The following is a 23,641-nucleotide window of genomic DNA, read 5'->3' on the forward strand; positions in this document are numbered from 1 at the left end:
GATCTGCCTGGCTTCAGTCGGCCCGGCGCATCGACCGGACGCCCACCACGATCCCCAGCGCAGCGACCACGCCAGCCCCGGCGAAGCCGGAAGCCACGGTGTCGAGCGCGAACTGGCCGGCGAAGAGGGCACGGACCCCCTCGACGACGTAGGTCAGCGGGTTGAGGTCGGAGGCCACCTGCATCCACCGCGGCGCGCCCTCGACCGGCAGCAGCACGCCGGCGAGCAGCAGGACCGGGAAGAGGAAGGTCTGCTGCACGGTCCAGAACATCCAGTCCTGGCCCTTCGAGGCGAGCGCCAGCGCGAACGACAGCGCCCCGATCCCGATGCTGAAGAGCGCCAGGATGAGCAGCCCCACCAGCACCCCGCCGACGTGCAGGTCGAAGCTGAAGGGCGTCACGACCGTCAGGATGATCGCGGTCTGCATCAGCATCGGCACGACCTCCTTCAGGGCACGGCCGACGAGCAGCGCCGGCCGCCCGAGCGGCGAGACCAGCTGGCGCTCGTGGGAGCCCGACTGCATCTCCTCCATCAGGTTGGCGCCGGTGAAGCTGGCGCCCATCAGGCAGGTCATCGCGACGATGCCCGGCACGAACCACTGCAGCGCCGAGCCCTCGGCCAGCTCCGGGAGCAGCGGCGCGAAGAGGGCCAGGAAGACCAGTGGCTGCACCATCGCGAAGAGCACCGACATCGGCTCGCGCCAGACCGGCTTGAGCTCGCGGGTCATCACGTTGAGGGTGTCGCCGAAGAAGTTGCCGCGCGGGGCGGTGCGGTCTGCGGTCAGCGTGCTCATGCCGCCACCTCGTCCTTCTGGTCGGTCTGGTCCTGGTCGGTCGTCGCGCCCTCGTGGGCGTCGCGCAGGCTGCGCCCGGTGAGCTCGAGGAAGACGTCGTCGAGCGTGGGGCGGGCGACCTCCACGCTGCGTACGGGCAGGCCCTGACCGGCCAGGTCGACGAGCAGCTCGCCCACCTCGGCGTGCGCCCCCTGCGAGCGCAGGCTCACCACGTCGTCGACCTGGTCGAGGGTGGCGCCGCGACCCACGCGGGCCATCCGTTCGGTCGCGCGGGCAGCCGCGTCGCCGTCGTCGAAGCCGAGCACGACCAGGTCGCGCAGCCCACTCTTGAGCCGCGAGGCGGAGTCGTCGGCGATCACCCGACCGCGGTCGATCACGACCACCCGCTCGGCGAGCGCGTCGGCCTCCTCGAGGTAGTGGGTGGTCAGCACGACCGTGCTGCCGGTCTCCTGGTGCAGCCGGCGCACCAGCTCCTGCAGGTTGGCGCGGTTCTGCGGGTCGAGCCCGGTCGACGGCTCGTCGAGGAAGAGCACGCGCGGCAGGTGCACGAGCCCCATCGCGATGTCGAGGCGACGTCGCTGGCCTCCGGAGAGGGTGGAGACCTTGCGGCGCGCGACCTCGGTGAGGTCGAGGTCGTGGATGAGCTCGTCGGCACGCGCGTGGGCGTCACGGCGCGAGAGGCCGTACGCCCGTCCCTGGCTGATCAGCTCGTCGCGGCCGAGCTGCTGGAGCCCGGCGCCGTTGCCCTGGCCGACGTACCCGATCGACCGGCGCACCTCGCGCTGGGCGGTGACCACGTCGTGGCCGGCCACGTGGGCGGTGCCCGACGTCGGCGGGACGAGCGTGGTCAGCATGCGCAGAGTGGTGGTCTTGCCGGCGCCGTTGGGGCCGAGGAAGGCGACGAGCTCGCCCTGCCCGATCTCGAGGTCGAGGTCGTCGACGGCGTGCACGGTGGTCCTGCCCGGACCGTTGAAGTGACGGGTGAGTCCGCGGGTCACGATCGCGGCACCCTCGTGGAGGTGGGATGAGGTCGTTGTCATGGGATCGACGCTAGGGATGATTCAGGTCAGTTCCTGGCCGCAATCAGAACCAGTCTCGATCTCATGAGCACCACCCACCGCATGCTCCGCCTCCTGTCGCTGCTGCAGACCCACCGCTACTGGCCCGGCGGCGAGCTCGCCGACCGGCTCGAGGTCAGCGCCCGTACGCTGCGCCGCGACGTCGAGCGGTTGCGCGAGCTGGGCTACGAGGTCGACGCCGTACGCGGTGTCGCCGGCGGCTACCAGCTGCGGGCCGGTGGGTCGATGGCGCCGCTCCTGCTCACCGACGAGGAGGCGGTCGCGGTCGCGGTCGCCCTGCGGGGCGCCGCCGGGGTCGCCGCCGCCGTGGCGGGCGGGCCCGACTGGGCCCTGCAGGCGCTCACCAAGGTGGTCGGACTGATGCCGCCGCACCTGCGCCGGCGGATGGACGCCGTGCGCTCGCAGACCGACACCCCGGAGCCCTGGTCGGGCACGCCGGTGATCGACGCCGGCGTGTTGGGCACGATCGCGCAGGCCTGCCGCGACGACGAGCCGTTGCGCTTCGGCTACGCCGCCCGCGACGCCGAGCCGAGCCACCGCTGGGTCGAGCCGCACCGCCTGGTCGCCCTCGGGCGCCGGTGGTACCTGGTGGCGTACGACCGCGACCGCCAGGACTGGCGGACCTTCCGCGTCGACCGGATCAGCGCGCCGGAGCCGACCGGTCAGCGCTTCCGCCCGCGCGAGCTGCCCGCGGGAGACGCCGTCGAGTTCGTCCGCAGCGGCATCCGGAGCACGCAGGTGCACCACGAGGTGCGGGTGCGGATCGACGCCACCCCCGAGCAGGTCACGGCGGTCGTGGGGCGGTGGGGCAGGGTGAGTGCCGTGGGCGACGGCGCCCTGCTGGAGATGGACGCCGACTCCCTGGGCTGGCCGCTCATGGTGCTGGGCGAGGTCGGCGCCGACTTCACCGTGGAGTCACCTCCGGCGCTGGCCGAGGCCGTCGCCGAGGTGGCCGCCCGCTTCGGCCGGGCCGCTGGATAACCTCGAGGCATGCCTCCCCGTCTCCGCGCCGCCACCCGTGACGAGGTCGCCGCGGCCCTCGCCGGACGTACGCGCGCCGACCTGAAGCTGCTCACCAAGCACTACATGGCGGTGCTCAACGAGCGGGCGCCCGGGCACTCCGTCGAGGTGCGCGTGCCGCCCTTCGCGGCGGTGCAGGTCATCCCCGGCGTCCGCCACACCCGCGGCACCCCGCCGGCCGTGGTGGAGATGGACGCGGAGACCTGGATCGCGCTGGCCCGCGGCGAGCTGTCGTGGGCCGAGGCGGAGTCGTCGGGCCGGGTCGTGGCCAGCGGCCAGCGGGCCGACCTGACGCCCTACCTCCCGCTCGGGTGACGCTGGTGCAGGATGTGCGCATGCAGATCAGCTCGCTCGGCTTCCGCACCGACATCGCGATCCTGGCCGCCGCCGGCAGCACGGTCACCGACTGCGGCACGCACCTGCTGGTGACGACGCCGGACAACCCCACCTATCACTGGGGCAACTTCATGCTGCTGCGCCGGATGCCGCTGCCCGGCGGCGCGCGCGAGGTCATGGGCGCCTTCGACACCTGGTTCGCAACCGCGCGTCACCGGGCGATCGGCATCGACTCCCCGGTCGAAATCGACGTCACCGAGTTCGAGGCGGCCGGGATGACCAAGGACGTCTCCCACGTGATGACGGCCGAGCGCCTCGTCGCCCCCGAGCGTCCCTTCACCGGTGGCGGCATCCGGCCCCTGACGCCGGACGAGTGGCACATGGGGTCGACCTCGACCTCGCCGTCTTCGCCCCGGACGACCGGAACAACCAGCGCCCCTTCGTCGAGGGGAAGGCCCGTCAGGAGCAGCGCCTGGTCGCGGCGGGGCTGGGGGAGCGGTGGGGCGTCTTCGTCGACGGGCGCCTGGCCGCCAGCGTCGGCCTGTACGACACCGGTGACGGCGTCTTCCGCTTCCAGAGCGTCGCCACTCACCCGCGTCGGCAGGGTCAGGGGATCGCCTCGACGCTGCTGCACCGGATGGCCGAGCGCGCGGTCGCGCGTGGTGCCCGCCAGCTGGTGATGGTCGCCGACCCGACGGGTCCGGCGATCAGCCTCTACCGCCGCCTCGGTCTCGAGACCACCGAGGTCGCGATCGAGCTCTACCAGTCGCTGCCGGGCCAGATTGCCTGACGCTCCGCTCGGGGCGTCCCGGGTGGGTCTCGGCGAGGGACACGCGTACGCCGCCGCTAGGGTGGAGCGCATGACTGACGCGTTGCGTGCCCGCATCACCGAACTTCTTCCCGGCCTCCGCCGCGACCTCGAGGATCTTGTCCGGATCCAGTCCGTCTCGGCCGACCCGGCCCGCGCCGGCGAGGTCCAGCGCAGCGCCGAGGCCGTGCGTGACCTCTTCGCCGCGGAGGGCTTCTCCGCCCGCATCGTCTCGGGCAACGAGGACGGCTCCGCCCCGGCCGTCATCGCCCGCAAGGAGGGTCCGGCCGGCGCCCCGACCGTGCTGCTCTACGCCCACCACGACGTGCAGCCGGAGAATGACCACGCCGACTGGGACTCCCCGCCGTGGGAGCCCACCGAGCGCGGCGACCGCCTCTACGGCCGCGGCACCGCCGATGACAAGGCCGGCGTCATCACCCACCTGGCGGCGGCGCGCGCCTTCGGCGACGACCTCCCCGTCACCCTCGTCCTCTTCGTCGAGGGCGAGGAGGAGATGGGCTCGGAGTCGCTGCCTGCCCTGCTCGCCACCTACAAGGACGAGCTCGCCGCCGACGTCATCGTCATCGCCGACTCCGGCAACTGGGACATCGGCGTGCCGGCGCTCACCACGAGCCTGCGCGGCCTGGTCCGCCTCGACGTCGAGGTGCGTACGCTGACCCACGCGGTCCACTCCGGCATGTGGGGCGGCCTCGTCCCCGACGCGATCATGACGCTGAGCCGGCTCATCGCCTCCTGCTTCGACGACGCCGGCAACTTGGTCATCGAGGGACTCAAGAGCAGCCCGGCCGCCGACGTCGACTACCCGGAGGAGCGTCTGCGCGCCGAGTCGGGCGCTGCCCCCGGCATCGAGTGGATCGGGTCGGGCCCGGTCGTGGAGCGCCTCTGGACGCAGCCGGCCCTGTCGATCACCGGCTTCGACGCGCCGAAGGTCGAGGGTGCGTCCAACACGCTGGTCCCGGCGGCCCGCGCCCGTTTCAGCCTGCGCACCGCCCCGGCGGACACCTCCGCCAACGCCCTGGCGGCGCTCCAGGCCCACCTGGAGAAGCACGTCCCGTGGGGCGCGACGCTCAGCACCACCGTCGTCGACACCGGTGAGGCCACCCAGATCGAGGCCACCGGACCGGCGTACGACGCTGCTCGCGCCGCCTTCACCGAGGCGTGGGAGGGCACGGCTCCCGTCGACATGGGCGTCGGCGGGTCGATCCCCTTCATCGCCGAGTTCCTCGACGCCTTCCCGCAGGCGAGCGTGCTGGTGACCGGTGTCGAGGACCCTGACACCCGCGCCCACGGCGCCAACGAGGGCCTGCACCTGGCCGAGTGGGAGAAGGTCCTGCTGGCCGAGACGCTGCTGCTGCGCAACCTCGGTCAGCGCTGACCGACGGACAACGCACGAGGCCCCCGCCGGGACGGCGGGGGCCTCATGCGTTCGCGTGGACGTCAGACGGTGAAGGTCTGCTCGGACGCGGGGCCGCCGTTCGACGCCACGATCGTGGTGTCGAGGGTCGTGGGCGTGGAGCTGCTGGTCTCCAGGGTGAGGGCAACCGGGACGCTCATCGTGCCGCCGCGGCGGCGGCGTTACGGCCGAAGAAGTTCGGCGGAAGGGTGAGGACGGCGGTGGGCGTGCCGTAGCCGGTCACGGTCATGCCGGAGAAGCCGTTGGCATCCATGCCCGCAGCGGAGATGCGGTTGATGTTGGCGCCGGCGAGCTCGAAGGTGAAGACGATGCCGATCGTGTCGGCCGTGCCGGTGTTGGTCAGGGTGAACCCGGGGACGTTGATGTTGGCGCCGGCACGCGCCGGGGTCGGCAGCGCAGTCGTCGACATGTCGGGCAGGGCCACCGGCGGCGGCGACGTGGCGAAGGCCGGCGCCGCGGTGGCGACCGTCACGGCAGGCACGGACCAGGCCGCGGTACGGATGACAGCGCGGCGGCTGGGAGTGGCGTGGGTGATGAGAGGTTCCTCCGAGAAGTGACGGGAATCTCACATATATTCTCTAGCCTGCTAGTCGCGGCTACTTTTGCGGGACGAGTTGTCTTGGAATCGGTTTGTTCGCACCGGTGAAACGCAACGAAGCCCCCGCCGGGGGGCGGGGGCTTCGCGGGTTTGCTGCGCTGGTGGGATCAGACGATCTCGAAGGTGCCCAGCGTGTAGTCGGCGCCGGCGATCGCGCGGAGCTCGGACGCGTACGGGGTGGCGTTGGTCGGGGCGCCCGACGCGTTGCGTCCCTGCAGCTGCGAGGCCGGCGGCTGGAGGGTGAGGGTGACCGCACCGGTCGGGTTGCCCGCCGGGATGGTCAGACCCTCGGCGCCGGAGCCGGAGGCCGTGAGCGAGAGCGGGGCAGCGAACGGCGTCTGCGGGATGGTGAGGTTGGTGATCGACTCGCCCGTGAAGGAGCCGGCCAGGGTGGTCCGGGAGACCGAGGTGCCCTCGACCGTGGCCGGGTTGCCCAGGATCAGGCTGCCGAGGATGCCGGCAAGGCCTGCCGGGATCGTCACGGTCGACTGGGTCTGGACGGGGGCAGCGGTCTCGCCGACGGGGATCGTCGCCGGGATGGTGGCGGTCACGTCGACGGTCACGATGTTGACGGGGTCGGTGTTGACCGTGCCCAGGATGACCGGGTTGAACTGGAACGACTTGGTGACGGTCTGGTACGTGACCTGCGCCGGCGACGAGGCGGCGAACGCCGGGGCGGCGGCAGCAACCGTGACGGCCGGGACCGACCAGGCGGCGGTCCGGATGACTGCGCGCCGAGTGGGCTTGATTTCAGGCATGGTGGAATTCCCTCCCAATAGCTTTGATGTCCCAGACCGGGTCAGCGCCGTGGCGCCGCTCCCTCCCGATGTGTGACTTAGTGCACTCCCGTGGACATTAGGGCAGCGACACTCCGAGGCTACTGATCCGTAGATTCCTTCTCGGATCGTGAGATTCGTGGACTTTCTCCACGTGCGCCGGCGTGCTGGGTCAGGCGCGGGGGAGCAGCACGCTGAAGGTGGTGCCCTTCCCCAGCGTCGACTCGCAGGTGATCCGGCCGTCGTGGCGCTCCACGATGCTCTTGACGATCGCCAGTCCGAGGCCGGTGCCGGGCAGGGCGACCGCCGCCGGGTTGGTGGAGCGGAAGAACTCGCTGAAGAGCTGCTCCTGGTCGCGCCGGGAGATCCCGATCCCGCTGTCGACCACGTCCAGGCGGACCTGCCGCTTGAGCGCCCGCAGGCTCACCGTGACCCGGCCACCCTCGGGCGTGTACTTGATGGCGTTGCTGACCAGGTTGGAGACGATCCGGTCGATCCCGTCGCTCTCGGCGAGCACCTTCAGGCTCTCGTCCGGGGCGTCGACGACCACGTCGAGCTCCTTGCGGTTGATGGTCACGCGCATCAGGTCCACGGCGTCCAGCACTGCGGCGTGCAGGTCGATCGGCGAAGGGTCGAACGCTGCGTGCGGGTCACCGGCGCGGGCCAGGACGAGCAGGTCGTCGACGAGGCGCTGCATCCGCGCCGCCCCCCGCTCGACGGCCGCGATCGAGTTGCGGGCCGACGGGGTGAGCTCCGGACTCGCCTCCAGCATCTCGGTGTGCCCGAGGATCGCGGTGAGCGGGTTCTTGAGCTCGTGGGAGAGCGTGGCGATCAGGTTGGACTTGTAGGAGTTGAGCTCCCGCAGCTCGGCGACCAGCTGCCGCTCGCGCTCGAAGGAACGGGCGTTGAGCAGGGCGCGGCCGAGGTCGTGGCCGATGTCGAGGGCGACGCGTCGCTCGACCTCCGACCACTCCGTACGCAGCTCTCCGTGCCGCGTGAGCACGAGGTTGCCGAGGCACTCCTTGCCCGCGCCGAGCGGGATGAAGAGCATCGACGTCACGTCGATCGTCTTCATGAAGCTGTAGATCTGCTCGCGCTGCGCGTCCGTGAGGATGTCGGGGGTGATCGACGAGCGGCCGATCGCGGCGACGTCCTGGGAGGCCCACATCATCCGCGCCGCCGGTCGGGCGATGCGGCGCAGGTCCTCGGAGAGCCGGATCTCCGCGCCGTTGGAGGCGTGGATGGCGCCCTGCCCGTCGCCGCCCTCGTCGAAGGTCTGGATCCACATGCCGAAGGCGTCGAAGCAGCGGGTGACCGCGCTCTGGATGACCTCGATGATCCGCTCGATGGAGAGCTCGGAGCTGGCCTGGCGCACCACCAGGCGGGCGGCGTCGGCCAGGCGCACCTGGGCCGCGAGCTCGGAGCGCTCGATCAGGTTGAGCACCGCCGGCCGGGTCTGCTCGACGAAGCTCGCCAGGTCCTCGCGGACCGCCTGGGTGGGGCGCATCCGGTTCTCGGGGCTGTCCACGGAGATGAGCGCCCGCAGGCGCCCGCCACCGTCGTACAGCGGGGCGACCAGCACGTCGAGGGGGTGCCAGCGGGTCGGGTCGTCGGTGGCCTCGACCTCGCTGGAGATCCAGGCGAAACGCTCGGCGTCGAGCTTCAGTCGGTCGTGCGGGACGAAGCGCCACGGTCCCCACTCCTCGGCGTCGACCAGCTCGGCGTGCACCAGGTCGACCTCGACGCGGTGCCCGCGCAGGGCCGACTTCGCCTCGTCGCTGCCGGCGACCGCGACGGTCTCGAGGACCCCGTCGACGTGGGCCACGCTGATGGTGGCGACCTCGAAGCCCATCAGGTCGGTGACGCCGGCCAGGATGCTGTCGAGCGTGTCGACGACAGCAGCGTCGATGCTGCGTACCGGCATCCCGCCCCCCCGTTTTCCCTGCGTCGTGCCCGAGTCTTCCCTGCGCCGTGCTGCGCCTCCGCGTGCGAGTAGGACGCTTGTATCACTTCGTTCCTCGTCAGCGTAGCGGTGAGCCCATGGACCGAGATACCTAATTTGGGTGATCCGCCCCTCAAGTTTTGCCCGCCGTCCACCCGCGCGGGAGGTGGGCGCCGCGTACGTCGTGTCCGCGCGCGGTCCGGAGGCGAGCGCGGCCGGCAGTCCGCCGTACACTTTGGGCGTGGGCCAGGCCAGCAACATGCGCAAGGGCGGCGACGGGCGACTGTCGGCCGCCATCGACCCCCAGGACCAAGGTCCTCAGGACGCCTGTGGTGTCTTCGGAGTGTGGGCACCCGGCGAGGACGTCGCCAAGCTCACCTACTTCGGCATCTACGCGTTGCAGCACCGCGGCCAGGAGTCGGCCGGCATCGCGGTCAGCAACGGCAAGCAGATCCTCGTCTACAAGGACATGGGCCTGGTCTCTCAGGTCTTCGACGACGCGACCCTCGACTCGCTCAAGGGACACGTGGCCATCGGCCACGCGCGCTACTCGACCACCGGCGCCAGCACGTGGCACAACGCCCAGCCCACCTTCCACCCGACGCCCAACGGCTCGCTCGCCCTCGCCCACAACGGCAACCTCACCAACACCGCCGACCTGGCCGAGCTGCTCGCCGAGGGTTCCGACCCCGACCAGCGGATGCCGGCGTCGACCAACGACACCAGCGTCGTCACGGCCCTGCTGGCCGACCACCCCGACATGACGGTCGAGGAGCGTGCCCTCGAGCTCCTCCCGCAGGTGAAGGGCGCCTTCTCCTTCGTCTGGATGGACGAGCACACCCTGTACGCAGCGCGCGACCCGCAGGGCATCCGCCCGCTGGTGCTCGGACGCCTCGAGCGCGGCTGGGTGGTCGCCTCCGAGACCGCTGCCCTCGACATCGTCGGCGCCTCCTTCATCCGCGAGATCGAGCCCGGTGAGCTGGTCGCCATCGACGAGTCGGGGCTGCGTACGAACCGCTTCGCCGAGCCCGCCCCCAAGCACTGCCTCTTCGAGTTCGTCTACCTGGCCCGCCCCGACACGCTGATGAACGACCAGCGCGTGCACTCGGTGCGCGTCGAGATCGGCCGCCGCCTGGCGCGCCAGTTCCCGGCCGAGGCCGACCTGGTCATCCCGGTGCCGGAGTCGGGCACCCCGTCGGCCATCGGCTACGCCGAGGAGTCCGGGATCCCCTACGGCGTCGGCCTGGTCAAGAACTCCTACGTCGGCCGCACCTTCATCCAGCCGTCGCAGACGATCCGCCAGCTCGGCATCCGCCTCAAGCTCAACCCGCTGCGCGACGTGATCGAGGGCAAGCGCCTGGTCGTCGTCGACGACTCGATCGTGCGCGGCAACACCCAGCGCGCGCTGATCCGCATGCTCCGCGAGGCCGGCGCCCGCGAGGTGCACGTGCGCATCTCCTCCCCGCCGGTGAAGTGGCCGTGCTTCTACGGCATCGACTTCGCCACCCGCGCGGAGCTGATCGCCAACGGCCTCACCACCGAGGAGATCCGTCGCTCGATCGACGCCGACTCGCTCGGCTACATCGACCTCGACGACCTGGTCGACGCCACCACGGTGCCCAAGCAGAACCTCTGCCGCGCCTGCTTCGACGGTGACTACCCGATCCCGCTGCCCGACCCGACCCTGGGCGGCAAGAGCGTGCTCGAGCAGCCGCAGCTCAGCCTCGAGCTGGGCGGGACGGCCGGTGACGTCGACGGACTGGCCACCTCCCTCGCCGGTGGCGGTGCCGCCGACGCGCTCGAGCGCCCCTGACGTACGCCCTCGTGACCGCCGCCGTGACCCCAGCCGTGACCCCAGCCGTGACCCCAGCCCCAGGAGCGCCCTCGTGACCGACGCAACCAACGCCTACGCCGCCGGTGTCGACATCGAGGCCGCCGACCGCGCCATCGACCTGATGAAGGAGTGGGTCGAGAAGGCCCGCCGTCCCGAGATGCTCGGTGGCCTGGGCGGCTTCGCCGGCCTCTTCGACGCCTCCGCGCTGACCAAGTACAAGCGGCCGCTGCTCGCGACCTCCACCGACGGCGTCGGCACCAAGGTCGCCATCGCGCAGAAGATGGACGTCCACGACACCATCGGCCACGACCTCGTCGGCATGGTCGTCGACGACCTGGTCGTCTGCGGCGCCGAGCCGCTCTTCATGACCGACTACATCGCCACCGGCAAGGTCGTCCCCGAGCGCATCGCCGCGATCGTCAAGGGCATCGCCGAGGCGTGCGCGCTGGCCGGTACCGCCCTCATCGGCGGCGAGACCGCCGAGCACCCCGGGCTGCTGCACCCCGACGAGTACGACGTCGCCGGCGCCACCACCGGTGTCGTCGAGGCCGACGAGCTCCTCGGCGCCGACCGGGTGCGCGCGGGCGACGTGGTCATTGCCATGGAGGCCTCGGGCCTGCACTCCAACGGCTACTCCCTGGTGCGCCACGTCCTGCTGAACACGGCCAAGTGGGAGCTCGACCGCCACGTCGACGAGCTCGGCACCACCCTGGGCGAGGAGCTGTTGGTCCCCACGCGGATCTACGCCAAGGCCTGCCTCGACCTGGCCAAGCGCACCGAGACCCACGCGATGTCGCACGTCACCGGTGGTGGCCTCGCCGCCAACCTGGAGCGCGTCATGCCGAAGACCATGACGGCCGTCATCGACCGCGCCACCTGGACCCCGCAGCCGATCTTCGACCTGGTCCGCCAGGTCGGCAGCGTGCCGCAGCCCGACCTCGAGGCGACCCTCAACCAGGGCGTCGGCATGGTCTCGCTGACCGCCCCCTCTGACGTGGACGCCGCGATCGCCGGCTTGGCGGAGTTCGGCATCCGCGCCTGGGTCGCCGGTGAGGTCCGCGAGGCCGCCGGTGACGCCGAGGCGGGCCGCGTACGCTTGGAGGGTCAGCACCCCGGCTGGTGACGCCTCACCACCGAATTCACCACTGAACTCACCACTGGGGCAGCACGAAGCCCGAGATGGTGGCGTTGAGCTGCAGCTCCTGGTCGGTGAGGGCGACGGTCATCTCGCCGAACTGGTGGGAGAACCACCCGCCGTTGATCCGCGCCACCTCCTTGAGCTCCTCCCCGGTGCGCGGGTCCACCGCGGTGATGACCATCGGCGTGCTGGAGGCGACGAGCACGTTGTCGGGGTGCTCGTACGACACCCGCGCCACCCCGGAGGGGGCCACGAAGTAGGTCACGTCGCGCGACCAGGCGCCGCCGTAGGGGTCCTGCGTGAGGGCCTCCTGCCAGAGCGTCCTGCCGCTGTCCAGGTCGTGCGCACGGACGGCGTAGCCCGACTCGAGCGTGCCGTCGGCCAGCGACTCCTCGACGCGGTCGCGCACCAGGAGCACGTCGTCGGTGCGCCCCAGCTCCACCCGGTCGGCGTCGGTCGCAGCCCCGAACGCCAGCGGCACCGGCTCGCCGGCGGGGTCGACGAGCTCCGGGAGGTCGGCGTGGGTGTGGTGGTCCCGCAGTGCCTGGCAGGTGGCGTCGTCGGCGGCCACCGCGGCGCCGTCGTCGAGGCGCCGGCACACGACGCGGCCGGTGTCGTCCACCAGCGCTGCCAGCTCGTCGTCGACGGCGAAGCTGATCCTCGGGGAGAGGGACGTGAGGTCGAGGTCCTCGGCGACGACCTCGACCTTGCCGGTCGAGAGGTCGAAGACCGCCAGGCGGTTGCACGTACGAGGGTCGTCGGGCGCGGGCTTCCTCGCCGAGGCGACGAGCAGCGGTGCGCGGCCGCCGGGCGAGACTGCGGCGAGGCCCCAGCACCACCGCAGGGCCCTGTCCAGCTGCATCGTCTGGATCGTGCCGGTGCGGGCGTCGACGGCCTGGGTGCCCATGTAGGTGAAGGTGGTGCCCCAGCCGATGCCGTTGCGCTGGAACGCCCGGGTCAGCCAGTGGTGGTCCCCGGTGGCCTCCGGCTTGAGGTTCAACCCCGGAACGGTCCACGCCCGCTCGAGCGTCGGCGCCGGACCGGGATCCAGCACCTTGGCCAAGGGGCCGCTGCAGCTGCTCAGCAGGACTGCGCCGGCCGCGGCGACGACGGCCACGAGGAGCCGGGGAGCGAGCACCGGCGTACGGCGGGTCATGGTCGGAGTATGGCAGCGGACAGGGGCGCCGGGGGAGGGCTTCGTCACCCCGAGGACGGGAGTGAGCGGGCGGTTCTTGCGCTGTCAGCGAATTTCGCACCGAAACCGGCGTGAATACCGACCTGGGTGTGCGGGAACAGCCAAGCAGCCGGTAACGTTGCCCCCACGAGAGTATCCAGACCAGAGACCGGGTGCCGCGGCGTTCGCGCCAAGAGCCCCGGCCAAGCGTGCGAGGGGGTCGGACCCTATGGGGCGCGGCCGAGCTAAGGCTAAGCAGACGAAGGTCGCTCGCGACCTGAAGTACCGCACTCACGAGACGGACTTCGGGGCGCTGGCCAAGGAGCTGCACGGTGGTGACACCGGCACAAGACAAACTGAGCAGTCGGCGGACGATGCCGACGACTGGTCTGACTACGCTGACCCTCAGCGCGATTGACTGGGGGGCGTGACCGCACCGATCCCATCGGCTCTCGCCGTCAGGACCCGTGCGACCACGCCCCGCCCGTCTTCACACCCTGTGTCGACGCCCGCTGTGGCGCGCCTCAGGGCAGGTGGATGCCTCGCAGGCGTCCCACCGCGTGGATGCGCTGTTCGGCCACCCGTTCGGCTGCCTCGGCAGTCGTCGTGCCGTCGCTGGCTGCCCTGTCGAGGATGGCCAGCGTCGTCGCGAAGATGCCGTGCGCCCGACGCTTGGCGCGCTCGAAGTTGAACCCTTCGAGCTCGTCGGCGACCTGGATGACGCCGCCCGAGTTCACGACGAAGTCGGGCGCGTAGAGGACTCCGCGCTGCGCGAGCACCTCTCCGGCCTCCGGGGTGGCGAGCTGGTTGTTGGCTGCCCCGCAGACGACGCGCGCGCCGAGGTGCCGCGCGACGTCGACGGTGAGCGCTCCGCCGAGCGCGCACGGGGCGTACACGTCGAGCGAGCCCGCGTCGCCGGCCAGCATCGACTCGGTCGAGCTGGCCACCGAGACGCCCGGGTGCAGGTCGAGGATGCGGTCGAGCGCGGGCTGCCACACGTCGGTGACGACGACCTTGGCGCCCTCCTCGACGAGGTGGCCGACGAGGTGCACGCCGACCTTCCCGACCCCGGCGACGCCGACGGTGCGACCCTCCAGTGAGGGCTGCCCCCACAGGTGCGACGCCGACGCCCGCATGCCTTGGTGCACGCCGTACGCGGTGAGCACCGACGAGTCGCCGGCGCCGCCGTGCTCGACGGTGCGGCCGGTGACGTACGACGTCTCGCGCGCGACCACGTCCATGTCGGCGGAGAAGGTGCCGACGTCGCAGGCGGTGTAGTAGCGACCGGCCAGCGCCTCGACGAAGCGGCCGTACGCCCGCAGCAGCGCCTCGTTCTTGTCGGTGCGCGGGTCGCCGATGATCACGGCCTTGCCGCCGCCGAGGTCGAGGCCGGCGAGCGCGTTCTTGTACGTCATCCCCTTCGACAGCGCGAGCACGTCGCGCACCGCGTCGTCGGTGCTGGCGTAGGGGTGGAAGCGGGTGCCGCCCAGGCCGGGGCCCAGCGCGGTCGAGTGGATCGCGATGACGGCGCGCAGGCCGCTCTCACGGTCGTGGGCGAAGACGACCTGCTCGTGGTCGGTGTCGGCGAACAGGTCGACGGGGGCGTCGGGCATCAGGACTCCTGACGGTCAGGGCCACGTGGATGGTGTGGCGCGTGGTGGCGGGACCACGAGGGTGTGTGGTCCACGTCACTCAGCCTAGTGCGCGCCCGCCTCGCCCGACGACCGCATCAGGACCAGGTCGCCGTGGGTGCCGTAGCCGAGGATGTCGCCCCCGGTCGGGGTGCCGTCGAAGGTTGCCATCAGCCAGCCGTCGGCGGTCGGCACCACCGTCGGCCAGGGCAGGTTCGAGGGGTAGGGCGCGTCGAGGGTGCCGACCTCGCGCAGCTGCTCGTCGAGGACGACGAACCGCTCGCGGGCACCTGCCCGGCCGTCGCGGCCGTCGCTGGCCAGCACCCGCAGCTGTCCGTCGACCTCGAGCCACGTGGTGCCCTCGGTCGCGCGGCGAGCGGCGTCGTACGCCGTCACCTCGAGCGCGTCGAGCGAGGGCCCGGCAGCGAGCACGGGGTGGAAGACGAAGTACTTGCGCGCGCTGACGTAGCCGACCCGCCAGCCCGTCGCGTCGCGGCGCAGGTGCGGGTCCCAGACGCCGACCGAGCGGAAGCCGTCGGTGGGCAGCGCAAGGTCGCGGGCGGGCAGCAGGTGCTCACCGTTGAGCAGGTCGGCGTCGGTCTCGGCCAGGACCACCCGCACCGGCCGGGTCGCCCTGTCGAAGTCGCCCCACGTGCTGGTCGCCACCAGCCACCGCCCTCCGTCGCGGACGACGTGGGTCGCGTGGTCGCCGTACGCCCCCACGCGCCCGGCCGCGTCGCGTCGGGAGAAGAAGAGGTCGGAGAGGTGCACGAGCTCGAGGGTGTCGGGGTGCAGCCGCCACAGGCTCGTGTGGGCGGTGTCGAAGAAGCCCGGGCCGGCCGAGGTGGCGCTCAGCACGAGGTGCCCGTCGAGGAGCACCGGCGTGCCGTCGGTCTCGGTCACCCAGCGCACGTCACGCAGGCCGAGCTGGCCGAAGCCGCCCGCCACCACGTCGCGCAGCACCCCGTCGGTGCCGGGCGCCCCGGCCTCCAGCGCCGACAACCAGCCCGCGTCACGGACGTCGCAGCGTCCGACGACGTCGTACCGCGCGTGCGCCTCCCACGTGCCGTCGGTGCCGGAGAAGAGGGTCAGGTGGGTGCCGGTGAGGGTGAGCGCCAGCGCGTGTGGGCGGTGGGGGAGGCGCCCACGGCGTCGGCTGACGTGGGTGCTGGTCTGCTCCCCGGTGGTCACCTCGAGGCCGACGGCGCCGGTGACCGGGTCCCACCAGGCGGTGAACCGGTCGCTGCCGCTGGCCAGCACGAGGTCGACGCGTGCCTGGGCGGCGACGTGCGGCGCGACGGCAGCGCGCACCGCTGCGTACGGCGCCGGTCGCGGCAGCGCCCGCAGCACCCCGGGCGGCAGCGGGGTCGCCGAGCGGGGAGCCACCAGGTCGACGGGTCGGCGCCGCGCGACCTCGGTGAACTCACCGAGCACGGGCCTGCTCCGGGGTGGCGATCAGCACCGCGTCATTCTGGCAGGTGGTCGGTCGCCGGACCGTCGTGGCGGGCTCCGGGCCGGCGCCCTGTTGGCCGACGCGGTGTCGAGAGTTGGCGCGGCGTTCACCCGGGACCATGCTCGAGTTTCTCTTCGGCCGCCACGATCAGTGCGTTCAGCAGATCGTTCTCTCGGGTCGTACGAAAGCATCGAAGTGACCATCCTTCCCGCAGCGGGGAGGTCGTCGAGGGACGACCTGCCCGTGCTCCCGCGCCGCATCTCCCGGCGTCCGGTCGGCTCCGACCGGGCGTTCGAGTGGGGCGCCCGCGCCGTCGGCGCGACCGTGCTCGTCGTCACCGGCGGCATCGGTGCCTTCCTCGCGTGGCAGTCGGTGCCGACCCTCCAGCGCTACGGCTGGAGCTTCTTCACCGAGCAGGCGTGGGAGCCGGAGGCCGACGTCGTCGGCATGGCGGCCGTGCTGCTCGGCACGGTCCAGGTGGCGGCCGTCGCGATGGCGATCGCCTTCCCGCTCTCGCTGCTGACCGCTCTCTACATCAGTGAGTACGCCCCCGCGCGGATCCGCGCCACGCTGGTCTCGCTCGTCGACCTGATGGCCGCGGTGCCCTCGATCATCTACGGGATGTGGGGCTACTTCCTGGTCATGCCTCACGCCGCGGAGCTCGCGCTGTGGCTGCACCGCACGTTCGGCTGGATCCCCTTCTTCGCGGTCGACTCCGACCCGGACGCCGCCGTCTGGGACACCTCCCGCTACATCAGCTCGGCCTTCTGCGCGGGCATCGCGGTGGCGATGATGGTGATGCCGATGGCGTGCGCGGTGATGCGCCAGGTCTTCTCCCAGACCCCGCCCGGGGAGAAGGAGGCGGCGCTGGCCCTGGGCGCCACCCGCTGGGGCATGATCCGCAGCGTCGTGCTGCCCTTCGGCCGCGGCGGCATCATCGGTGGCACGATGCTCGGCCTGGGCCGCGCCCTGGGCGAGACCATCGCGGTGCTGCTGATCATCTCGCCCGACTTCGTGATGAAGGCGAGCGTCCTCGAGGTCGGCACCAACACCGTCTCGGCACTCATTGCCGGTCGTTTCGGCGACGCCAGCCAGGCCCAGCTCTCCGCCCTGCTCACCGCGGGCTTCGTGCTCTTCCTCATCACCCTGGTCGTCAACACGCTGGCGGCCGTGATCGTGAACCGGAGCCGCTCCGGGGCCGGGACGGACGCCTGATGACGATCCTCACGCCGCCCGGGCCGGGCCCCGAGGCCGCTGCTCCCCCTCGGCAGCGACGCGCGAGGGCCTGGTCCGTGGCACCACCCACCTGCCCACCCGCGACGAGGCTGCCCCGGCGCCGCTGCCGCGCCCCGGCCTCGGGCGTCCCACCGCCGAGGAGCGGTTCGCCGTGCTGGGCGCCTGGGTGGCCGCCTTCGCGATGGCCTTCCTGACCACCCAACGGCTCCTGCCGCTGGGTGGCGTGGCCTGGCTGCTGGTGGCCTGGTTCGTGCTCGGGCTCGTCCTCTCCGGCGTCACCGCCGCGCTCGTCGGGCGCAAGGTCGACGTCCTCGACCGCGTGGTGCAGGGCGTGGTGACCTCCGGCGCCCTGCTGGTCGGTGCGGCCCTGCTGTCGGTGATGGTTTTCGTGGTGCTGCGGGGCTGGGGGCCGTTGACCCACCTCAACTTCTACGTCCACGACATGGCCGGCGTCGGGCCCCGCGACGCCCTCGACCGGGGCGGCGTCGTGCACGCCGTCGTCGGGTCGCTGGTGCAGATGGGCATCGCGATCCTGGTGACGCTGCCGCTGGGCATCGGCACGGCGGTCTTCATGACCGAGGTCGGCGGGCGGCTCGCCCGGGTCGTCCGCACGATCGTCGAGGCGATGACGGCGCTGCCCTCCATCGTCGCCGGCCTCTTCGTCTACACGGTCCTGGTCGTGACGCTCGGCTTCCCGCGCTCCGGCCTGGCCGCCGCGATGGCGCTGAGCGTGATGATGCTCCCGATCATCGCCCGTGCCGCCGACGTGGTGCTGCGCGTCGTCCCGGGCGGCCTGCGCGAGGCGAGCCTGGCGCTGGGGGCCAGCCGCTGGCGCACCGTGTGGCACGTCGTCCTGCCGACCGCCCGCCCGGGGCTGGCCACCGCGTTGATCCTCGGGGTGGCCCGCGGGATCGGCGAGACCAGCCCGGTGCTGCTGACCTCGGGCGTCGCCAACTTCACCGTGCTCAACCCCGGTGACGGGGTGATGAACTCCCTGCCCCTCTTCATCTTCACCGGCGCGCGAAGCCCCGAGCCGATGATGATCGAGCGTGCCTTCGGCGCCGCCACGGTCCTGCTCGTCCTGGTGCTGGTGCTCTTCGTCGCCGCCCGTCTGGTGGCCCGCCCCCGTCGGGCCGCCGCCCGCCCCGGCCTCGTACGCCGCTTCGCCGGCCTGCGCCTCACCCTTCCTCGTCGTGCCCGCTCCCAGGAGGACTCGTGACCACCCCCACCCCTCGTACGCGGTCGCTCGCCGCCCGCGCGCTGCTCACCCTCGGCCTGCTCGTCGGCGCCGTCGCGGGCCCCGCAGCGATCGCTGGCGCGACCCCGACCACCGGCATCGGGAACGACCAGCGCCCGGGTGCGCGGCCGGCGTACGCCCAGATCGAGGGGTCGGGGTCGACCTGGTCGGAGGTGATCGTGCAGCAGTGGATCTCCGACGTCGACTCGCTCGGCATGAAGGTCACCTACAACGGTGGCGGCTCCTCGCAGGGCCGCAAGAACTTCGCCCAGAACGTCACCGACTTCGGCATCTCCGAGATCCCCTACCCGGGCGTCGACGAGTTCGGCAACGCCGACAACGCCGGTGGGCGCGAGTTCGCCTACCTGCCCGTGGTGGCCGGCGGCACCGCCTTCACCTACCAGCTCAAGATCGGCAACGAGCTGGTCCGCAACCTGCGGCTGTCGGGGGAGACGCTCGCCAAGATCTTCACCAACAGGATCACCAACTGGAACGACCCGGCGATCACCAAGGACAACAACGGTCGGAAGTTCCCCTCGCTGGCGATCACGCCGGTGGTCCGCTCCGACGGCTCCGGCACCACGGCGCAGCTGACCACCTGGATGGACGCTGAGCACGCGGGCCTGTGGCGCCCGTTCTTCGGGCGGTCGGGCTACACCTCGTACTTCCCTAAGAAGGGCCGGATGATCGGCCAGGCCGGCTCCGACCAGATGATGAACTACATCTCCGGCTTCGCCGGCAACGGCTCGATCGGCTACGTCGAGTACGCCTACCCGCTCAACAAGAAGTATCCGGTCGTCAAGGTGCTCAACAAGGGCGGCTACTTCGTGGAGCCGACGCAGTACAACGTCGCCGTCGCGCTGACCAAGGCCCGGATCAACCAGGACCGGAAGTCCAAGGACTACCTGACGCAGATCCTCACCGACGTCTACCGCTCGACCGACAAGCGTGCCTACCCGCTGTCGTCGTACTCCTACATGATCATCCCGACCGGGTCGAAGGACCAGCGGATGACGACGTCGAAGCGCCAGACGCTCGGCGACTTCCTCTACTACTCGCTGTGCGAGGGGCAGTCGAAGGCCGGTCCCTACGGCTACTCGCCACTGCCGCTCAACCTGGTGCAGGCCGCCTTCACGCAGGTGGGGCGGCTCCAGCAGGCCGACCCGGGCGTCGACCTCAGCAACCGCTCGGTCAGCAAGTGCAACAACCCGACCTTCACCGGCTCCGACCTCAAGCGCAACAAGCTCGCGGAGATCGCACCCCAGCCCGCCGCGTGCGACGCCGTCGGGCAGGGCCCGTGCGGCACCGCGACCGGCACCGGCAAGCCCAGCACCGATGGGGGTGGTGGCGCGAGCGGCGACGCTCCCTCGCAGGGCGGCGGCAACGTCCCGTCCGGGGGAGGCGCCACACCGGGGGAGGTGCCGGCCGGGGGAGACGTCGGCTCCGGCGTCGACCCCACGACCGGCGAGGTGGTCGGGGGCGCCGTGGTCGGCGACGTCGCGGTGAGCGCGACCCCGACCGAGCTCACGGCCGCACGGCCCGGCGACGCGACCCCCTTCGCGTGGCTGGCCCTGGCCCAGCTGCTGGCGCTGGTGCTGCTGCCCGGACTCCTCCTGGCCCGACGTGGGCGTCCCTCCGCGGGCGGTCGTCGATGAGCGCCGTCGCAGGGCCGCGCGCCCGGCTGCGCGCGCTGGTGGCCGGGCTGGTGCTGGCCGCCTCGGCGGCGGTGGGGCTCGCTCCGACCCCTCCGGCCCAGGCCGCCGAGGACGGCTGGAGCGCGACGAAGAAGCTCGAGCGCACGTTCGTCAACGGCGCCCGCACGCTCACCGTCGACGAGCGCGACGTGACCGTCCGCGTCGACCGCACCACCAACCTGCGCGGGCGTGAGCGCGTCGCGATCAGCTGGAGCGGCGCGCACCCCACGGGCGGCCGCTCGGCCAGCCCCTTCGGCGAGGAGGGGCTGCTCCAGGAGTACCCCGTCGTCGTCCTGCAGTGCCGTGGCGTGGAGAAGCCGAGGGCCGGCCAGGAGAAGCTCTCGCCCGAGACCTGCTGGACCTCCAGCCGGATGCAGCGCAGCCAGATGCTGCCCGCAACCAGCGCCCCGTGGCTGCACGACCTGCACGCCTCGCCGGAGCAGCGCGCCCTCAAGTCGGGCCTGGTCCCGGTGCCGGAGAAGTGCGAGGACGCCGCCTCCTTCGCCACCCGTACGACGCCCTTCCGCGCCGCCGACGGCACGACGTACGCCTCGTGCACCGCCGACACGATGGCGCCCGAGGCAGCGGTCGGGGCGGCCTTCCCGCCCGCCGAGGTCGCCGCCTTCACCGACGGCAACGGCCGCGGCGAGGTGCAGTTCGAGGTGCGCAGCAACGTGGAGAACCAGTCGCTGGGCTGCTCCACCGAGGTGGACTGCTCGATCGTGGTCATCCCGATCCAGGGGCTGAGCTGCGAGGGGCCCGACCCGGAGTGCCGCAAGGGCGGGCAGTTCGCCGCGGGTGAGTCCAACTTCGCCGGGCGCGCCATCGACCTGGCGGTCGCGCCGCACCTGTGGTGGGCCGAGTCCAACTGGCGCGGCCGCTTCTCGGTGCCGATCAGCTTCGGCCTCCCGCCGGACGCCTGCGACGTGATGGACGACCGCGCCCCCACCGGCTTCTACGGCTCCGAGCTGCTCAGCCAGGCGGCGCTGCAGTGGTCGCCCGCCTACTGCCTGCGCAAGGACCGCTTCAAGTTCCAGCACAACCGGATGGCCGACGGCGCCGCCTTCGCGCTGATGGAGAACGGCCAGGCCGTCGCCGCGCTGGTCTCCGGCCGTCACGAGACCACCGGCGCCGACCCCGTCGCGTACGCCCCGACCGCGGTCACCGGCTTCGCCGTCGGCTACGTCGTCGACCGCCCCGGCAACGCCGGTGAGGTGGGGCAGCTCAAGCTCAACGCCCGCCTGGTCGCCAAGCTGATCACCCAGTCCTACCCGGCCAGCGACCGGGGCCGCTCACGCCCCGGCCTGGAGAAGAACCCCGTCTCGATCAACCTCGACCCGGAGTTCCGGGCGCTCAACCCCGGCCTCGACCAGATCGCCCGGGAGTCGGCGGCGACCCTGCTGTCGCTGTCGGAGGAGAGCGACGTGATCACCGCGCTCACCTCCTACGTCGCGCAGGACCCCGACGCCCGCGCCTTCGTCGCCGGCACACCCGACCGGTGGGGCATGCGGGTCAACCCCGCGTACGAGGACATCTCGCTGCCGCGCGCCGAGTGGCCGCTGCTCGACGACTACGTGCCGCCGACCAACCAGGAGTGCTACCAGCAGAACCCGGCGCCCTACCTCGGCCAGGTCGCGGCACCGGTCACCTCGCTGCGCAAGATCGCCGAGGCGGTCCTCGACGGCTGGCCCAACGTGCAGACCAAGTGCGAGCGCGCCACCACCTCCGACCCCTGGAAGATCGGCCGCGTCGACCGCCAGGGCGTCGGCACCCGCTTCGTGCTCGGTGTCGTCGGCCTCGGTGACGCCGCCCGCTTCGGGCTGCGCTCCGCCTCGCTGGCGACCAGGGGTGGCACGTACGTCGCCCCGACGACCTCAGCGATGAACAGGGCCGTCGCGCTGGCCACCCCCGCGGACGACGGCACCTCGCCCTTCGCGATGGACATGGCGACGCTGGTCAAGGCGCGGCAGGCCTACCCCGGCACGCTCGTCGTCTACACGGCCGCCCGGCTGCGGGGCGTCGGCAAGGCCGACGCCGCCAAGGTCGCCCAGTTCATCCGGGTCTCGACCTCCGAGGGTCAGCGGGCCGGCCGCGGCAACGGCGACCTCCCGTCGGGCTTCGTCCCGATCCTGGCGCAGGGCACCACCGCGCGGCTGCACGCCCAGGCCCAGCGGGTGGCGCGCCTGGTCGAGGCCCAGGGCGGCGCCCCGAAGAGCTCGCAGGCGCCGGCGCCCACCACCGGGGGACCGGGCAGCGCGCCCACCGGAAGCAGCGGCGTGCCGGACCAGGCCCTGCCGGAGGTCCCGCTGGCACAGGCCGACACCCCGAAGGCGGACGCACCGGGGGAGCAGGTGGTGACCATGCCGCCGACCGCCCGGGTCTCCTCCGGCGTCGCCTCGCGCCTGCTGCCGCTGCTCCTGGTCGGTGCCCTGCTGGCCGGGCTCGTCGGCGCCGGCAGCCGACTGCTGCTCACCGTGCGGGGGCAGCGATGACGACCCTCGCCGAGCCGGGTGCGACCCAGTCGTCGGCAGGGTCGTCGGCAGGGTCGTCGGCAGGGTCGTCGGCCGCGCCGTCGCAGCCTCCCACCCAGCTGTCGCCTCCCGCGGAGCGGACCGCCCTGGTCGTCTCGACCGCAGCGACGGTGCTCCTGCTGGTGACCGCCTGGGCGCTGACCCAGATGCTCTTCCTCGGCGCGCTCAGCCAGCAGCGGGCCCAGGCCACGCTGTACGACGACTTCCGCGCCCAGCTCGCCGCCGCCACCGCCCCGGTCGGGCCGGTCGTCGATGTCGGCGAGCCGGTGGCGCTGCTGCGGGTGCCGCGCCTGGGCATCGAGCAGGTCGTCGTCGAGGGCACCGCCTCGGGCGACTTGCTGCGGGGCCCCGGCCACCAGCGCAACACCGTGCTCCCCGGCCAGGTCGGCACGTCCGTCGTCGCCGGCCGCGCGACGACGTACGGAGGCCCGTTCGCCACCCTGGGTGAGCTGACGGCGGGGGACGCCGTGGTCGCGGTCACCGCGCAGGGCACCACCAAGTTCCGGGTGAGCGGCGTACGACGTGCCGGCGACCCGCTGCCGCAGCCGCGTCCCGACGGGGCCGCGCGCCTCGTCCTGGTCACCGCCGAGGGGCAGGGGCGGTTGGGTGCGCTGTCGCCGGGCGAGGTCATCCATGTCGACGCCGAGGCGCAGAAGGGCCTGGGCGCCCCCGCGGGCCTGCCTGCCGCGGTGCCCGACTCCGAGCAGCCGATGGGCACCGAGCAGACGGCGTGGCCGTTGCTGACCCTCTGCCTCGGACTTCTCGTGGCGATCACCACCGGGGTGGTCGTTGCTCGCCAGCGCTGGAGTGCAGCGCTGGTCTGGGTGGTCGCGGCTCCCGTCGTGATCGCCAGCGCATGGGTCACCACCGACGTGGTGATGCGTGTGCCCAACCTGTTGTGAATCCAACCAGATGCATCACCTGAG

20 protein-coding genes are annotated in these 23,641 nt (G+C 72.2%); 12 read left to right on the forward strand and 8 right to left on the reverse strand.

Annotated features, from left to right (window positions below; genetic code table 11):
* Positions 1-13 precede the first annotated feature (13 nt).
* Together E2C04_RS02275 and E2C04_RS02280 are read right to left on the reverse strand one after the other, a co-directional pair.
* Positions 14-793, reverse strand: coding sequence for an ABC transporter permease (locus E2C04_RS02275; RefSeq protein ID WP_135831374.1), 780 nt, complete (start codon positions 791-793; stop codon positions 14-16).
* The gene (locus tag E2C04_RS02280) at positions 790-1,833 is read right to left on the reverse strand and encodes an ATP-binding cassette domain-containing protein (protein ID WP_135831375.1); all 1,044 of its coding nucleotides are present in this window, start codon (positions 1,831-1,833) and stop codon (positions 790-792) included. Before E2C04_RS02280 ends, E2C04_RS02275 begins: the two co-directional genes overlap by 4 nt.
* A gap of 63 nt (positions 1,834-1,896) precedes the next feature.
* Between E2C04_RS02280 and E2C04_RS02285 the strand changes: the two genes are divergently transcribed.
* The 4 genes from E2C04_RS02285 to E2C04_RS02300 all read left to right on the forward strand — a co-directional run bounded on the left by E2C04_RS02285 (position 1,897) and on the right by E2C04_RS02300 (position 5,432).
* Positions 1,897-2,853, forward strand: a complete 957-nt coding sequence (locus E2C04_RS02285; RefSeq protein ID WP_202977862.1) for a helix-turn-helix transcriptional regulator — start codon at positions 1,897-1,899, stop codon at positions 2,851-2,853.
* A 9-nt stretch (positions 2,854-2,862) separates the two neighbouring features.
* Positions 2,863-3,207, forward strand: coding sequence for a sterol carrier family protein (locus E2C04_RS02290; protein ID WP_135831376.1), 345 nt, complete (start codon positions 2,863-2,865; stop codon positions 3,205-3,207).
* 394 nt (positions 3,208-3,601) lie between these two features.
* The gene (locus E2C04_RS17560) at positions 3,602-4,018 is read left to right on the forward strand and encodes a GNAT family N-acetyltransferase (protein WP_158630561.1); all 417 of its coding nucleotides are present in this window, start codon (positions 3,602-3,604) and stop codon (positions 4,016-4,018) included.
* A 70-nt stretch (positions 4,019-4,088) separates the two neighbouring features.
* Positions 4,089-5,432, forward strand: coding sequence for a dipeptidase (locus tag E2C04_RS02300; protein ID WP_135831378.1), 1,344 nt, complete (start codon positions 4,089-4,091; stop codon positions 5,430-5,432).
* 175 nt (positions 5,433-5,607) lie between these two features.
* On the opposite strand, the gene E2C04_RS02305 is transcribed toward E2C04_RS02300, so the two are convergent.
* The 3 genes from E2C04_RS02305 to E2C04_RS02315 form a co-directional block, all read right to left on the reverse strand.
* A complete protein-coding gene (locus E2C04_RS02305; protein WP_135831379.1) occupies positions 5,608-5,943 on the reverse strand; it encodes a hypothetical protein in 336 nt (111 codons plus the stop codon).
* Between the two features lie 233 nt (positions 5,944-6,176).
* Entirely contained in the window at positions 6,177-6,827 is a 651-nt protein-coding gene (locus E2C04_RS02310; protein ID WP_135831380.1) for a DUF6801 domain-containing protein, read from the reverse strand.
* Between the two features lie 190 nt (positions 6,828-7,017).
* A complete protein-coding gene (locus E2C04_RS02315) occupies positions 7,018-8,769 on the reverse strand; it encodes a sensor histidine kinase (protein ID WP_135831381.1) in 1,752 nt (583 codons plus the stop codon).
* A gap of 277 nt (positions 8,770-9,046) precedes the next feature.
* Here E2C04_RS02315 and purF point away from each other — a divergent pair, with 277 nt between their 5' ends.
* Together purF and purM are read left to right on the forward strand one after the other, a co-directional pair.
* Positions 9,047-10,600 (forward strand): amidophosphoribosyltransferase, encoded by a 1,554-nt coding sequence (gene purF, locus E2C04_RS02320; RefSeq protein WP_135833614.1) that lies wholly within the window; start codon positions 9,047-9,049, stop codon positions 10,598-10,600.
* A 73-nt stretch (positions 10,601-10,673) separates the two neighbouring features.
* Positions 10,674-11,744 carry a phosphoribosylformylglycinamidine cyclo-ligase gene (gene purM, locus E2C04_RS02325; RefSeq protein ID WP_135831382.1) on the forward strand — a complete coding sequence of 357 codons (1,071 nt, stop codon included), beginning with the start codon at positions 10,674-10,676 and terminating at the stop codon, positions 11,742-11,744.
* Positions 11,745-11,772: 28 nt separating this feature from the next.
* Here the strand turns inward: purM and E2C04_RS02330 are convergent, their stop codons facing one another.
* Entirely contained in the window at positions 11,773-12,915 is a 1,143-nt protein-coding gene (locus E2C04_RS02330; protein WP_135831383.1) for a hypothetical protein, read from the reverse strand.
* Between the two features lie 247 nt (positions 12,916-13,162).
* Between E2C04_RS02330 and E2C04_RS02335 the strand changes: the two genes are divergently transcribed.
* The gene (locus tag E2C04_RS02335; protein ID WP_135831384.1) at positions 13,163-13,351 is read left to right on the forward strand and encodes a DUF3073 domain-containing protein; all 189 of its coding nucleotides are present in this window, start codon (positions 13,163-13,165) and stop codon (positions 13,349-13,351) included.
* 106 nt (positions 13,352-13,457) lie between these two features.
* Here the strand turns inward: E2C04_RS02335 and E2C04_RS02340 are convergent, their stop codons facing one another.
* Both E2C04_RS02340 and E2C04_RS02345 read right to left on the reverse strand, forming a co-directional pair.
* Positions 13,458-14,546 carry a Glu/Leu/Phe/Val family dehydrogenase gene (locus E2C04_RS02340; RefSeq protein ID WP_135831385.1) on the reverse strand — a complete coding sequence of 363 codons (1,089 nt, stop codon included), beginning with the start codon at positions 14,544-14,546 and terminating at the stop codon, positions 13,458-13,460.
* 84 nt (positions 14,547-14,630) lie between these two features.
* Positions 14,631-15,998, reverse strand: a complete 1,368-nt coding sequence (locus E2C04_RS02345) for a hypothetical protein (RefSeq protein ID WP_135831386.1) — start codon at positions 15,996-15,998, stop codon at positions 14,631-14,633.
* 214 nt (positions 15,999-16,212) lie between these two features.
* On the opposite strand from E2C04_RS02345, the gene pstC reads away from it, so the two are divergent.
* The 5 genes from pstC to E2C04_RS02370 all read left to right on the forward strand — a co-directional run bounded on the left by pstC (position 16,213) and on the right by E2C04_RS02370 (position 23,617).
* Positions 16,213-17,232, forward strand: coding sequence for a phosphate ABC transporter permease subunit PstC (pstC, locus tag E2C04_RS02350; protein WP_229721348.1), 1,020 nt, complete (start codon positions 16,213-16,215; stop codon positions 17,230-17,232).
* A 172-nt stretch (positions 17,233-17,404) separates the two neighbouring features.
* The gene (pstA, locus tag E2C04_RS02355) at positions 17,405-18,472 is read left to right on the forward strand and encodes a phosphate ABC transporter permease PstA (RefSeq protein WP_238694401.1); all 1,068 of its coding nucleotides are present in this window, start codon (positions 17,405-17,407) and stop codon (positions 18,470-18,472) included.
* Positions 18,469-20,145, forward strand: a complete 1,677-nt coding sequence (locus E2C04_RS02360) for a phosphate ABC transporter substrate-binding protein PstS (RefSeq protein ID WP_229721347.1) — start codon at positions 18,469-18,471, stop codon at positions 20,143-20,145. The genes pstA and E2C04_RS02360 overlap by 4 nt, the downstream gene beginning before the upstream one ends.
* A complete protein-coding gene (locus tag E2C04_RS02365; RefSeq protein ID WP_135831388.1) occupies positions 20,142-22,676 on the forward strand; it encodes a hypothetical protein in 2,535 nt (844 codons plus the stop codon). Before E2C04_RS02360 ends, E2C04_RS02365 begins: the two co-directional genes overlap by 4 nt.
* Positions 22,673-23,617, forward strand: coding sequence for a sortase domain-containing protein (locus E2C04_RS02370; protein WP_135831389.1), 945 nt, complete (start codon positions 22,673-22,675; stop codon positions 23,615-23,617). The genes E2C04_RS02365 and E2C04_RS02370 overlap by 4 nt, the downstream gene beginning before the upstream one ends.
* Positions 23,618-23,641 lie beyond the last annotated feature (24 nt).

Origin of the sequence: Nocardioides daphniae, from assembly GCF_004777465.1 — a bacterium.
GTDB lineage: Bacteria > Actinomycetota > Actinomycetes > Propionibacteriales > Nocardioidaceae > Nocardioides > Nocardioides daphniae.

What these genes read in the sequence shown, in the direction of transcription:
- E2C04_RS02280 (WP_135831375.1), bottom strand. Translation starts at nt 1,833, where the DNA reads ATGACAACGACCTCATCCCACCTCCACGAGGGTGCCGCGATCGTGACC.
- E2C04_RS02315 (WP_135831381.1), bottom strand. Translation starts at nt 8,769, where the DNA reads ATGCCGGTACGCAGCATCGACGCTGCTGTCGTCGACACGCTCGACAGC.
- E2C04_RS02365 (WP_135831388.1), top strand. Translation starts at nt 20,142, where the DNA reads ATGAGCGCCGTCGCAGGGCCGCGCGCCCGGCTGCGCGCGCTGGTGGCC.
- E2C04_RS02275 (WP_135831374.1), bottom strand. Translation starts at nt 793, where the DNA reads ATGAGCACGCTGACCGCAGACCGCACCGCCCCGCGCGGCAACTTCTTC.
- E2C04_RS02310 (WP_135831380.1), bottom strand. Translation starts at nt 6,827, where the DNA reads ATGCCTGAAATCAAGCCCACTCGGCGCGCAGTCATCCGGACCGCCGCC.
- E2C04_RS02300 (WP_135831378.1), top strand. Translation starts at nt 4,089, where the DNA reads ATGACTGACGCGTTGCGTGCCCGCATCACCGAACTTCTTCCCGGCCTC.
- E2C04_RS02285 (WP_202977862.1), top strand. Translation starts at nt 1,897, where the DNA reads ATGAGCACCACCCACCGCATGCTCCGCCTCCTGTCGCTGCTGCAGACC.
- E2C04_RS02340 (WP_135831385.1), bottom strand. Translation starts at nt 14,546, where the DNA reads ATGCCCGACGCCCCCGTCGACCTGTTCGCCGACACCGACCACGAGCAG.
- purF (WP_135833614.1), top strand. Translation starts at nt 9,047, where the DNA reads ATGCGCAAGGGCGGCGACGGGCGACTGTCGGCCGCCATCGACCCCCAG.
- E2C04_RS02330 (WP_135831383.1), bottom strand. Translation starts at nt 12,915, where the DNA reads ATGACCCGCCGTACGCCGGTGCTCGCTCCCCGGCTCCTCGTGGCCGTC.
- E2C04_RS02370 (WP_135831389.1), top strand. Translation starts at nt 22,673, where the DNA reads ATGACGACCCTCGCCGAGCCGGGTGCGACCCAGTCGTCGGCAGGGTCG.
- E2C04_RS02290 (WP_135831376.1), top strand. Translation starts at nt 2,863, where the DNA reads ATGCCTCCCCGTCTCCGCGCCGCCACCCGTGACGAGGTCGCCGCGGCC.
- E2C04_RS02335 (WP_135831384.1), top strand. Translation starts at nt 13,163, where the DNA reads ATGGGGCGCGGCCGAGCTAAGGCTAAGCAGACGAAGGTCGCTCGCGAC.